The sequence below is a fragment of the Amycolatopsis sp. A133 genome, from assembly GCF_031082405.1.
Lineage (GTDB): Bacteria > Actinomycetota > Actinomycetes > Mycobacteriales > Pseudonocardiaceae > Amycolatopsis.
The window spans coordinates 201545-213118 of the sequence record NZ_JAVHJU010000004.1 but is presented as its reverse complement, the minus strand read 5'-3'; the positions used below and the strand labels follow the sequence as shown (position 1 = coordinate 213118).

General features: G+C 73.9%; 10 protein-coding genes. 3 read left to right on the top strand and 7 right to left on the bottom strand.

The window, feature by feature from the left end; all coding sequences use genetic code 11:
* Positions 1 to 329: 329 nt before the first annotated feature.
* Positions 330 to 1898, top strand: coding sequence for a hypothetical protein (locus tag Q5425_RS05210; RefSeq protein WP_308670937.1), 1569 nt, complete (start codon positions 330 to 332; stop codon positions 1896 to 1898).
* Here the strand turns inward: Q5425_RS05210 and Q5425_RS05205 are convergent.
* Complete coding sequence (locus Q5425_RS05205) at positions 1847 to 3439, bottom strand: long-chain-fatty-acid--CoA ligase (RefSeq protein ID WP_308670936.1); 1593 nt, start codon at positions 3437 to 3439, stop codon at positions 1847 to 1849. The two genes, Q5425_RS05210 and Q5425_RS05205, sit on opposite strands and share 52 nt — an antisense overlap.
* Before the next feature lie 127 nt (positions 3440 to 3566).
* Here Q5425_RS05205 and Q5425_RS05200 point away from each other — a divergent pair, with 127 nt between their 5' ends.
* Entirely contained in the window at positions 3567 to 4340 is a 774-nt protein-coding gene (locus tag Q5425_RS05200) for a maleylpyruvate isomerase family mycothiol-dependent enzyme (protein ID WP_308670935.1), read from the top strand.
* Between the two features lie 19 nt (positions 4341 to 4359).
* Here Q5425_RS05200 and Q5425_RS05195 read toward each other — a convergent pair whose 3' ends face one another.
* The 6 genes from Q5425_RS05195 to Q5425_RS05170 all read right to left on the bottom strand — a co-directional run bounded on the left by Q5425_RS05195 (position 4360) and on the right by Q5425_RS05170 (position 10313).
* Positions 4360 to 5586 carry a DUF6596 domain-containing protein gene (locus Q5425_RS05195; RefSeq protein ID WP_308670934.1) on the bottom strand — a complete coding sequence of 409 codons (1227 nt, stop codon included), beginning with the start codon at positions 5584 to 5586 and terminating at the stop codon, positions 4360 to 4362.
* Positions 5583 to 5906, bottom strand: coding sequence for a YciI family protein (locus Q5425_RS05190; RefSeq protein WP_308670933.1), 324 nt, complete (start codon positions 5904 to 5906; stop codon positions 5583 to 5585). Before Q5425_RS05190 ends, Q5425_RS05195 begins: the two co-directional genes overlap by 4 nt.
* Positions 5907 to 5940: 34 nt before the next feature.
* Positions 5941 to 8034 (bottom strand): iron ABC transporter permease, encoded by a 2094-nt coding sequence (locus Q5425_RS05185; protein WP_308670932.1) that lies wholly within the window; start codon positions 8032 to 8034, stop codon positions 5941 to 5943.
* Between the two features lie 7 nt (positions 8035 to 8041).
* Positions 8042 to 9019 carry an iron-siderophore ABC transporter substrate-binding protein gene (locus Q5425_RS05180; protein WP_308670931.1) on the bottom strand — a complete coding sequence of 326 codons (978 nt, stop codon included), beginning with the start codon at positions 9017 to 9019 and terminating at the stop codon, positions 8042 to 8044.
* Positions 9020 to 9056: 37 nt separating this feature from the next.
* A complete protein-coding gene (locus tag Q5425_RS05175) occupies positions 9057 to 9896 on the bottom strand; it encodes an ABC transporter ATP-binding protein (RefSeq protein ID WP_308670930.1) in 840 nt (279 codons plus the stop codon).
* 246 nt (positions 9897 to 10142) lie between these two features.
* A complete protein-coding gene (locus Q5425_RS05170; protein WP_308670929.1) occupies positions 10143 to 10313 on the bottom strand; it encodes a hypothetical protein in 171 nt (56 codons plus the stop codon).
* 139 nt (positions 10314 to 10452) lie between these two features.
* Here Q5425_RS05170 and Q5425_RS05165 point away from each other — a divergent pair, with 139 nt between their 5' ends.
* A complete protein-coding gene (locus Q5425_RS05165) occupies positions 10453 to 11571 on the top strand; it encodes a serine hydrolase domain-containing protein (RefSeq protein WP_308670928.1) in 1119 nt (372 codons plus the stop codon).
* Positions 11572 to 11574 lie beyond the last annotated feature (3 nt).

Here is an 11574-nt window from a genome sequence, read left to right as displayed (position 1 = left end):
ACCCCGAAGCCGGACAACGCAAAACGGGCCGGATTCTAACAGGTGGACGGCAAAATCGTTGTCCGGAACGAGGGGCGGAAAAGCGCATTCGAAGCCGGTTGTGCGTCCGGCTGCCTGATCGGGCAGCGGCTCCCGCCTCGTCGGCCCCGCCCTCGGCCGGCCCGGCGCCAAGTGCGAGGGCGGCCGGGTCAACGAGATCTCCCCGGCCGTGCCCAGTCCCCGCGCCACCGCACCCCGTGACGGTGCGCGAGCGAACCGCCACCGGCCCCGCGCCGATCCGGGGCCGGGCCGTGTCGCGGTCGTGATCACCGCACCGCAGGCTGTACCGGATGCGAACTGGGGTCTTCGTGCGCTGGCTGGCGCACCCGCTGACCGTCGGGGCCACGGCGGTGCTGCTGCTCAACGACCACGTGGTCAAGCACGTGTGGCCGGGCCTCGTCACCGGCAAGCTCAGCGACGTCGCCGGGCTGGTGGTGGCACCGCCGGTGCTCGGGCTGCTGCTCGGCCTGTTCGGCGCCGGCCGGGCCGGTGCCGCGGCCGCGGTGCTGCTGACCGGGGCCGGGTTCGCGGTGGTCAAGCTGGTCCCGGCGGCCGCCGGGGTCGCCTCGGCGGCGTGGTCGGTGGTCAACGGGCCTTCGGTCGTCCTGGCCGATCCGGGCGACCTCTTTGCGCTGCCCGCGCTCGGCCTCGCCTGGTGGGCCTGGCGCCGGGCGGCGGCCCCGCCGCAGCCGCCCGGCCGGGCGGTGCGGTGGCGGATCGTGATCGCGGGGCCGTTCGCGGTGCTGGCGATCACCGCGACGTCGGCGCCCGCCGAAACGCTCCCGTCGGTCGACTCGGTGCGCACCGGCGGCGAGACGGGCACGCAGATCGTGGTCGAGGCGGACGGAGCGCTTTACGGCTCCTCCTCGGGCGTCGACGGCTGGACGCTCCTGCCGGACGCGCCGCCGGCGGAGCGCCGGCGGCAGGTCGAAGCCTGTGTGCCGCAGGTGGCCGCGCACTGCTACCGGGTGCACGGGGGCGGTGAGGCCGGCTTCGGTGAGGCCGACTTCGGTGAGACACTGCCGCGTGGTGGCAGGCTGCTCGGCGTCGACGAAACGACCGACGCCGGCCGGACCTGGCGCACCGCCTGGGAGGTGCCCGCCGGCCGGTGGCCGTTCGTCCTGCGCCAGCACCCGTTCCCCGGTGGGCTGGACCGCCCGGAGAAGGTGGCCAGTGTGGACGTCGTGGTCCGCGCCGTCCCCGGTGGACACGAGGTGATCGTGGCCAACGGGGTGGACGGGCTGGCGGTCCGCGGCGCCGACGGCACCTGGCGGCGCGTGCCGTTCGTGGCCGGCGATTCCGGGCCGACGATCCGGCCGGTGCCGCTCACCGGGTTCGGCCGGGCGATCGGGGACTACGTCAACGACGCCGGCCTGATCACCCTGCTGGCGCTGCTGATCGGGATGTCGGTGGCGGCCGGGCGGGCCCGGGCCCGGGGTGCCCGCGTGCGCGCCGCCGTGCTTCCCTTGAGCCTCCTCGTCGTGTCGGCCCTCCCGCTCACCGGCCTGGTGGCGTTCTTCACCTCGAACGCCGGGGTGCCGACCGGGCTCTGGCTGGTGTTCTCCCTGTGGCTGGCCGGGATCGGTGCCGGTCTCGCGCTGGCGCAGCGGGTGCTGCGCCGATCGCGCGTGGCGGTGCTCGTCGCCGCGGCCGTGCTGACCGGGCTGGCGTTCGCCGGCCCCCTGCTGGGCTGGACGGTGGGTCACCCGCAGGAGAGCGGTTCGGCTGTCGGACTCGGGCTGCTCCTCGCCGCGGGCGGCCTGTCCGTGGTCGTCGCGGCCGGCGGGTGGGCCGGCCGCGACCCGGTTCACCGGCCGGTGCCGGTCGAGCCGCCTTGGCCGCCTTGGCCGGCCGCGTAGGTGATGCCCGGTCCCGAGCGCTCCCAGATTTCGCCGGGGCAGTCCAGGCCCTCGGCGGAAAGCCGGCGCTTGAGGACCTTGAACGTCGACGTCCGCGGCAGTTCCCGGACCGTGCGCACGTACCGGGGCACCTGCTTGGGCCCGAGATCCGGCTGGCGGGCGAGGAAGCGGCCGAATTCGGCGGGGTCCAGCGGAGTGCCACCGGTGACGATGGCGGCCATCACCTGGTCGCCGGTCACCGGGTCGGGCACCGCGTAGACGGCGGTGTCGGTGATCGCCGGGTGCCGCAGCAGGATGCGCTCGATCGGGGCCGTGCCGAGGTTTTCGCCGTCGACGCGGAGCCAGTCGCCGAGCCGCCCGGCGAAGTAGCAGAACCCGTCGGCGTCGGCGTAGGCGAGGTCGCCGGTGTGGAACCGGCCGTCGCGCAGCCGTTCGGCGTCGGCTCCGGGATCGCGGTAGTACCCGGCGAACCAGCCGGCGCCGGTCGTGTTGACCAGCTCGCCGACGGCTTCTTCGGCGTTGAGCAGGCGGCCGTCGGCATCGAACTCGGCGGGTGGGCAGGGGCGGTGAGTGTGCGGGTGCAGGATCGCCACGTCCCCGGCCGGCCGGCCGAGCGAGCCGGGCGGCGTGTCGTCGGTGCGGGCGAACCCCACCCCGCCCTCGGTGGAACCGAACGCGTCGACGACCGTGCAGCCGAAGCGTTTCTCGAACACCGCCAGGTCGGCGCTCGCCCCTTCGTTGCCGTAGACCAGCCGCAGGGGGTTGTCCGCGTCGTCGGGCCGCGGGGGCGTGGCGACCACATAGGACAGTGGCTTGCCGACGTAGTTGGCGTAGGTCGCGCCGAACTTCCGCACGTCGGGCAGGAAACCGGACGCGGAGAACCGGCGCCGCAGGGCGATGGTCGCCCCGGCCGCAAGCCCGACCGCCCAGCCGGCCATGACGGCGTTGGAGTGGAACAGCGGCATCGAAACGTAAACCGTGTCCGATGCGGACAGCCCGAACCGCTGGGCGAGCATCGCGCCGGGGAAGGCGATCTTGCCGTGGGTGCAGCGCACGGCCTTCGGGTCGCCGCTGGTGCCGGAGGTGAAGATGAGCATGAGCAGGTCGTCCGCCGCCGCGGGGACGGGATCGATCGGCGCGTCACCCGCCGGCCACGATTCCGGTTCCCGCACCTCGATCCCGTCGAGGTCCAGTCCGTCCAGCAGGGGCCGGTACTTCCGTTCGGCGACCACGAACTGGCAGTCGGCGAGCCGGATGTCCCGCGCGAGGGCGTCCCCGCGCCGGGTGGGGTTCAGCCCGACCAGCACCGCCCCGGCGAACGCGCAGGCCCCCAGGAGGACGGAGAACGCCGGGATGTTGTCGGCCAGGATGCCGACGTGCGGCGGTTTGTCCCGGTCCAGCGTCTCCCGGAGGCCGGCCGCGCAGCGTGCCGAAGCGCGGACGTGCGCGGCCCACGAACAGGTCTCGTCCTCGAACCGCAGGCTGGGACGCTCGTCCCCGGCGCGGGCCAGCAGGAGCTCCGTCACCGTCGGGACGCTCATCCGCGCACCTCCCGGCACCGGCGGGCAGAACTGGAACAGGTTCTATTTCTAGCACGGGGGCGGCGGCCCGGTCCAGATCGGGAGTGATCGGCGGAACACCGGCGTGCCCCCGGGAGTTGAGCGTGGCATGAACCAACTCGTGGATCGCACGATCGCCGCCCTGCGCGCCGAGCACGACGCGCTCGCCGGCCTCGTCCGCACCCTCACCGACGAGCAGCTGGCCGCTCCCAGCGGCGCCGACGAGTGGACCGTCGCCCAGGCCCTTTCCCACCTCGGCAGCGGCGCGGAGATCGGCCGCGCACCGATCGCCAGGGCCGCCGGGGAGACCGTGGCGGCCGAGGACAACCAGACGATCTGGGCCCGCTGGGACGCCTCCGCGCCGCGCGCGCAGGCCGAGGGGTTCCTGGAGCACAACGGCCGCTGGCTCGAAACGGTCGAAGCGCTCACGCCCGAGCAGCGCTCGTCGCTGACCGTCGACCTCGGCTTCCTGCCGGAGCCCGTCTCGCTGCTGACCGCACTGGGCATGCGGCTCAGCGAGGTGGCCAACCACTCGTGGGACGTGCGCGTGGCCTTCGACCCGGACGCCGGGGTGGACGCCGGCTCGGCCGAGGTGCTCGTCGACCTGCTGGCCGGGCCCGTCGGCTTCATGCTGAGCTTCCTCGCGAAGCCGGCGGAGCTCGCGAACCCGGTGTCGGTCGCGGTTCCCGGGGCGGCCCTGGTGATCGACGACGCGGTCACGGTCGTGAACGACCTCGAGTCGCCTTCCGCGACGTTCCACGGGCCGGCGGAAGCGTTCGTCCGGCTGGTCAGCGGCCGGCTCAAGGCACCGTACGACAAGGGCGTCACCGTCGAGGGCGCCGTCACGCTCGACGACCTGCGCCGCGTGTTCCCCGGCTTCTGAGGGAACCGGGCCCGCCGGCCTACCCCAGCCGGTCGCGCCGGCGGGTCAGGGCGGCGGTCTCGGCGGTGTTGCCCGCCAGCTCGATCGCTTTGCCGTAAGCCGCGCGCGAGTCCGCGCTGCGGCCCAGCCGGCGCAAGAGGTCGGCGCGGGCCGCGTGGTAGGCGTGGTAGCCGGCCAAGGTGCCGCCCAAGCGGTCGATGGCCGCCAGCGCCACCTCCGGGCCGTCGAGCTCGGCGACCGCGATGGCCCGGTTGAGCGCGACGATCGGCGAGGGGTCGAGGCGGACGAGCTGGTCGTAGAGGGCGACGACCTGCGACCAGTCGGTGTCGCGGACGTCGCGGGCCGAGGTGTGCACGGCGTTGATCGCGGCGAGGATCTGGTAGCGGCCCGGCGCGGCCCCGGCGGCGAGGCGCTCGCGCACCAGCCGGTGGCCCTCGGCGATCAGCGCCGCGTCCCAGGTGCCCCGGTCCTGTTCGTCGAGGGTGACCAGTTCGCCGCCGGCCGAGACCCGGGCGGTGCGGCGGGCTTCGGTGAGCAGCATCAGCGCCAGCAGCCCGGCCACCTCCCCGTCGTCCGGCAGGAGGGCCCGGATGAGGCGGGTGAGCCGGATCGCCTCGGCGGTCAGCTCGTGGCGGACGGGGCCGGTGCCGGGACCGGTCGCCAGGTAGCCCTCGTTGAAGACGAGGAACAGGACGGTGAGCACGCCGGTGACGCGGGCCGGGAGGTCCTCGGCGGAGGGCAGGCGGTAGGGGATGCGCGCCGCCTTGATCTTGGCCTTCGCGCGGGTGATGCGCTGCCCCATGGCACTTTCGGCCACCAGGAAGGCGCGGGCGATCTCGGGCACGGTCAGGCCGCCGACCATGCGCAGCGTCAGCGCCACGCGGGTCTCCATCGCCAGCGCCGGGTGGCAGCAGGTGAAGATCAGCCGGAGCCGGTCGTCGTCGATGGCGCCGAGGGGCTCGGGTGGTTCGTCGTCGTGCACCCGCCACGCCTCGTGGTGCTTGTCGTCGCGCTTGTTCTCGCGCCGGATCCGGTCGATCGCCTTGCGGACGGCGGTGGTGGTCAGCCACGCGCCGGGGCCGGGCGGCACGCCGTCGGCCTGCCACCGCTCGACGGCGGTCGCGAACGCCTCGGCCGCCGCCTCCTCCGCGATGTCGAGGTCACCGAACCGCCTGGTCAGGATGGCCACCACCCGCGCCCACTCCTCGTGGTGGGCCCGGGTGACCGCCTCGTCGACGTCGATCACCGGAACGGCCGCACCTCGATCTTCCGGTCGCAGACCTTCGACGCCTCGGTGGCGAGCTCGAGCGCGACCTCCGGATCGGGGACCTCCCACACCCAGACGCCGGCGAGGTACTCCTTCGACTCCACGAACGGCCCGTCGCTGAACACGGCCTGCTCACCCCGGTTGTCGACGACCGTGGCGGTGCCGGTGTCCGCCAGCCCGCCCGCGAACACCCAGTAGCCCTCGGCGATCAGCCGCTCGTTGAACTCGCTGATGGCCGGCTGCCGGTCCGTGCGGCCGGGAGTGCCCTTGTCGTCGATCACGGAAACCAGGTACTGCATCCGGAGATCCTCTCGTGTGCGCCGCCGCCCCCGTTCAGCGTCCCCGGAGGGACTTCGTGCGGTGCCGGTACAGGAGCCACACGAAGTAGGGCGCGCCGATGATCGCGGTCATCAACCCGGCCGGGAGCTGGCCCGGTGCGATGACCGTGCGGCCGAGGGTGTCGGCCGGACAGACCAGGATGGCACCCAGGAGCGCGGCGGCGGGCAGCAGGCGCGAGTGGCGGCTGCCGACGATCGCGCGCGCCGCGTGCGGGGCGACCAGCCCGACGAACGTCAGCACCCCGATGCCGGCGACCGCCGCGCCGGTCAGCAGGACCGCGCACGCCAGCAGCAGGAGCCGCGACCGGGCGACCGGGACACCCAGCACCCGCGGGGTCTCGTCGTCCAGGGCCAGCAGGTCGAGCTCGCGCCGCATGCGGATCAGCACCGGTGCCACCAGCAGCAGCGCCAGCGCCATCGGCACGAGGTGGGTGAAGGTCCGGCCGTAGGTCGAGCCGCCCAGCCAGGTCAGCGCCTTGGTCTCGTTCCACGGGTCGGACAGGGTGATCAGCAGCGTCACCAGCGCCTGCGACGCCGCGTGCACACCGAAGCCGATCAGCACCAGGCGTTCGCTGGTGAAGCCGCCGCGGGCGGCCACCGCGAAGACCACGGCCATCGCCAGCGCCGCGCCCAGGCCCGCGGATCCCGTCAGGGTCCAGAAACCGACGCCGGACACCAGCGTGATCACCGCGACCGCGCCGAGGCCCGCTCCGCCGACGACGCCGATCATCCCCGGCTCCGCCAGGGGGTTGCGGGCCACCGCCTGGGTGAGCGCACCGCCCAGGGCCAGCGCCGCGCCCGCCAGCAGCGCGGCCACCACGCGGGGGACGCGGGTGTCGAGCACGCCGGTGACGAGCGGGCCCGCCTGGCCGGTCAGCCAGTTGACGACGTCGCCCAGCAGCAGTTTCGCGTCCCCGAGCAGGACGGCTCCCACGGCGGCGCCGACCGCCGCGAGCACCAGCACCCCGAGGACCACCCGGTACCGCAGGACGCTCACCCCGCCGCGCGCGCCCGCCGCGGGTGGTTCGGCGGTCGCCGACGTGATCCGGGCGGTGCGGGCCAGCACCACGAGGAAGAGCGCGCCCAGGATCGTCGTCACGACCCCCGTGGGCACTTCCAGGGCTCGTTGCGCGCTGATGATCGTCCGCAGCAGCACGTCGGCACCCAGCAGGAGCGCCGCGCCCAGCGCCGCGGCGACCGGGATCAGCGCGGCGTGCCGGTGCAGGCCGGGGACCGCGGACGCGAGCAGCCGCGCCAGGGCCGGGGCGGCGAGGCCGACAAAACCGATCGGGCCCGCCAGGGTCACCGCGGCCGCGGCCAGCAGGACCGCCAGCGCGATCGCCGCGAAGCGGACCCGTCCGACGTGGACGCCCAGCGTCCGGGCGTGGTCCTCGCCGACCTGGAGCAGGTCGAGGTGCCGGGCCATGCCGAGCAACACCGCCACCGCCACGCCGGCGAGGGGGCCGAGCGTGCCGATGCCGCCGAGCCCGTTCTGCTCCAGCGCCCCCTCGCCCCACGCGAACAGGCCCCGGGTCTCCTGCGCGTAGAGCAGCAGCAGGACCTGCGTCACGGAGATCAGGGCCAGCGCGATCGCGGTGCCCGCCAGCACCAGCCGCACGATCCCGGTGCCCCCGGTGCCGGACAGCGCGAGCACAAAAACGGCCGCGCCCAGCCCGCCCGCGAACGCCACCCCGGTCGCGCCGAGCAGGGGCAGCGAGACGCCGAACGCCGCGACGGCGACGACCGCCAGGTGCGCACCGGCGTTGACGGCGAGCGTGTCCGGCGACGCCAAGACGTTGCGGGACACGGTTTGCAGCACGGCGCCGGCCACGCCGAGCGCGGCGCCGACGACCAGCGCCGCGAGCAGCCGCGGCAACCGCGACTCGAGGACCACCGCGGCCGTGTCGCCGGTGCCGCCGCCGAACACCAGCCGCAGCACGTCGAGCGCGCCGAGGTTCGCGGTGCCCTGCGTCAGGTGCACCGCCGAGCCCAGCAGGATCAAGGCGGTGAGCCCGATCCCGAGCAGCGCCGGCCGCCCGCGTCGCCGGACGGTGACCACGGGCGGCCCGGGCTCGGTCAGGGTGACCACGGCCGCGTCATCCCTTCAGCGCGGCGACGGCCGCGTCGACGAACTGCTCCATCGACTTCGGGCCGCCGAACATCCACAACGAGTCCGGGAAGCGGTGCACCTTGCCGCTCTTGACGAACGGGAGGTTCTGCCAGATCGCGTTGCCGGCCAGCTGCTGCCGGTACGGGTCGCCGTCGGCGTTGTTGGCGATGTACCAGAACCGCACGTCGGGCAGCTGGGTCAGACCCTCGACGTCGGCCTGCGCGAGCCCGTAGGCCGCGTCGCCCGCCATCGGCCACGCCGTCTCGAGACCGAGCTTGCCGAACACCGCGGACACCAGCGCGCCCTTGGTGTAGGGGCGGATGCTGACCGAGCCGGAAGTGACGTAGGCGTCGGAGAACGCGACCTTCTGTCCCACCGCGCCCAGCTTTTCCGCCTCGGCCCGGCCCGCGGTGAGCTTCTGCTCGAACGCGGATTTCAGCTGCGCCGCCTTGGCTTCGGTGCCGGTGGCCTTCGCGATGACGTCCAGACCGGCGTACATCCCGGCGATCGGGTCCTCGGCGTTGCCGCCGTTGATGACGATCACCGGCACCTTCGCCTCGATCTGCTCGAGCGCGCCTTCGGTGACGCTGTCGGTGACGACCACGAGGTCCAGCCCCAGCGAGCCGAGCGTGTCGAGGCTCGGCTCGCCGCGGGTGCCGATGTCCTTCGGCGTGCTGTCGAGCGGCGCGGCGCTCACCCACTGGCCGTAGCCCTTGATGTCGGAGACGCCGACCGGCATGACGCCGAGCGAAACGAGGTGCTCGACGCCGTTCCATTCGGTCGCCGCGACGCGCTTGGCCGGACGGGGCAGCTTCACCTCCTTGCCGCGGGAGTCGACGACCGTGACCGGGCCGCCGCCGGTCGCGGCGGCGGCGCCGCTGGCGGGTTCCTCGGTGGTGCCGCAGGCGGCCACGAAGAACGTGGCGGCCGCGGACAAGCCGAGGATCATCCGGGTGATCCGCATGGGTTTTTCTCCTGTTTGTCGAGGAAAGGCGTATCGGTCAGACCGACGCGGTGCGCACTCGCGCGTCGTTGAAGCGGCCCACCGCGCGGGTGTGGATCCGCCCGTCGGCCGGATCGAGCACGACGTCCACGCGGATGCCGTAGGCCCGGCTGAGGTTCGCCGCGGTCAGCACGTCGGCGGGGCCGCCTTCCGCGGTGACCCGGCCGTCTTCCAGCAGGAGCACCCGGTCGGCGACCGCGGCGGCCTGGTCGAGGTCGTGCAGCACCAGGCCGACCCCGACACCGTGCCGGTCGGCGAGGTCGCGGACGACGTCGAGGACCTCGACCTGGTAGCGCAGGTCGAGGAAGGTCGTGGGTTCGTCGAGCAGCAGCAGCGCGGTGTCCTGGGCCAGGCAGGCGGCCAGCCAGACCCGCTGCGCCTGCCCGCCGGAGAGGGCCTGCACCGGCCGGTCGGCGAGCCCGGAGAGACCGGTCAGCTCCATCGCCCGCTCGACGGCCGCGGGCCCCTCGGGATCCCGGCCGCCCCAGCGGGACCGGTGCGGGTGCCGCCCGAACTCGACCAGCTCCCGCACGCACACGCCGCCCGGAGCGGTCCGCTGCTGCGACAGCAGGGTGATCCGCTTGGCAATGTCCTTTCCGGACAGTGCACGCAGGTCGGCACCGTCGGCGAAGGCGACCGAGCCGCCGACGGGCGGGTGCAGCCGCGCGAGGGCGCGCAGGAGCGTGGACTTCCCACTGCCGTTCGGGCCGATCAGCGCGGTGACGGTACCGGCACGCAACGAGACGGACGCGGCACGCACGACGACGTTGCTGCCGTAGGCGACGTCGATGTCATGGGCGTGAAGACCGGCATCGGGACGGTGGGGAACTGGGGACACGGGAGGACAATAAGGTCAGGCTTACCTAAGTGCAAGGGTGGGTGGCGGCCGGCACAGTGGCTCCGGATCGGGCGGCGGGACGAAGAAAGTGCTGCGGTAGTTGGCCGGGGGCCGAACCGGCAAAACGGGCCGTTTCGCCGCGCGGTGGGCCCGGCGCGGCTGCTCGCCCTCCAGCGCTCGCCGGAGCCGGCGGGATCGCCCGGCCGCCGGCCCAACCTCGACGTCCGCGCCGCGACCGAAACCGGCTTACCAGGGCAGCTCCCCGTTCTCGTCCTGGAGAGTCCCGGTCGGGCCGTCGGCGCCGAGGGTGGCCAGGCGCACGACCGTCCCGGCGCTCTCCTGCTGGGACCGGCCGATGCCGAAGGCCGCCGTCATGTCGGTGCCCACCGCGTTCGTGTCGAAGGCTCGCAGGGCCATGGGGCTCTGGGGCCTGCTCGGAACGGGAGCGCATCCCGTGACCGGGTGAGGCGGATCACCGTTGAGGTTGACCTCGGGTCAGGGCCCAAGCTCGCCGCAGCGGCGAAGCGCCGCCGACCCGATCCGAGGAGCGATCACCATGTCCGAGCAAGACCGTCCCGAACTGCGGCAGGCCATCGAAGAAATCGCCGGCTCCGGTTTCCTCGGGGTGTCCCTGCGGGTGCACGACGAGCGGGGCGAGTGGGCCGGCAGCGCCGGGGCGGCGCAGCTGGGCGGGGCCGCGAAGCCGCCGGTCGACGGGCACGTCCGGATCGGCAGCAACACCAAGACCTTCATCGCCACCGTGGTGCTGCAGCTGGTCGCCGAGGGCCGGATCGGGCTGGACACCCCCGCCGCGGGCCACCTGCCCGGGGCCGGCCTGGACGAGCGGATCACCGTGCGGATGCTGCTCCAGCACACCAGCGGGGTGTTCAACTTCAGCGGCGAGGTCGGCGACGACGGGACGGTCGTGCCGGGGATTCCCGTCCCCTACCTCGGCACCGGCGAAGAATGGGTGGCCAACCGGTTCCGGACCTACTCGCCCGGCGAGCTGGTCCGGCTCGCGGCGGCCCGGCCGCTGCGGTTCGAGCCGGGCACGGGGTGGAGCTACTCCAACACCAACTACGTGCTGGCCCGGCTGCTGATCGAGAAGGTCACCGGCCGGTCGCTCGCCGAAGAATTGCCGCGGCGGATCCTGGGGCCGCTCGGGCTGTCCGGCACCGTGGTGCCGGACGCCTCGCCGGAGATCCCCGAGCCGCACGCCCGCGCCTACTTCCGGTACGAGGACGCCGGGGTGCCGAAGACGATCGACGTCACCCGTCACAACCCGTCCTGGATCTCCGCCGGCGGAGACCTGATCTCGACCACGCGGGACCTCCACACCTTCATCGCCGCGCTCAACGGCGGCGGGCTGCTGCCGGCCGGGCTGCTGGCCGAGATGCGCACCCCGTGCCCGACGGGCCTCCCGGACATGGGTTACGGCCTCGGCGTGTTCTTGCTGAACGGGGGCACCCTCGTCTCCCACAACGGCGCCACCGTCGGCCACGCGGCGCTGATGTACAGCACGCCCGACGGCCGCAAGACCCTCACCGCCGCGCTGAACTGCGTCGACGACGCCGGGATGTCCGTCGCGGCCGCGTTCCGGAACGCCCAGCAGCGGCTCGTCGAGGCGGTTTTCGGCGGGGGACCGGGCGCCGCCGGCCGGGACACGGCAGGCTGAGTG

What these genes read in the sequence shown, in the direction of transcription:
- Q5425_RS05190 (WP_308670933.1), bottom strand. Translation starts at nt 5,906, where the DNA reads ATGCAGTACCTGGTTTCCGTGATCGACGACAAGGGCACTCCCGGCCGC.
- Q5425_RS05200 (WP_308670935.1), top strand. Translation starts at nt 3,567, where the DNA reads ATGAACCAACTCGTGGATCGCACGATCGCCGCCCTGCGCGCCGAGCAC.
- Q5425_RS05165 (WP_308670928.1), top strand. Translation starts at nt 10,453, where the DNA reads ATGTCCGAGCAAGACCGTCCCGAACTGCGGCAGGCCATCGAAGAAATC.
- Q5425_RS05170 (WP_308670929.1), bottom strand. Translation starts at nt 10,313, where the DNA reads ATGGCCCTGCGAGCCTTCGACACGAACGCGGTGGGCACCGACATGACG.
- Q5425_RS05180 (WP_308670931.1), bottom strand. Translation starts at nt 9,019, where the DNA reads ATGCGGATCACCCGGATGATCCTCGGCTTGTCCGCGGCCGCCACGTTC.
- Q5425_RS05210 (WP_308670937.1), top strand. Translation starts at nt 330, where the DNA reads ATGCGAACTGGGGTCTTCGTGCGCTGGCTGGCGCACCCGCTGACCGTC.
- Q5425_RS05205 (WP_308670936.1), bottom strand. Translation starts at nt 3,439, where the DNA reads ATGAGCGTCCCGACGGTGACGGAGCTCCTGCTGGCCCGCGCCGGGGAC.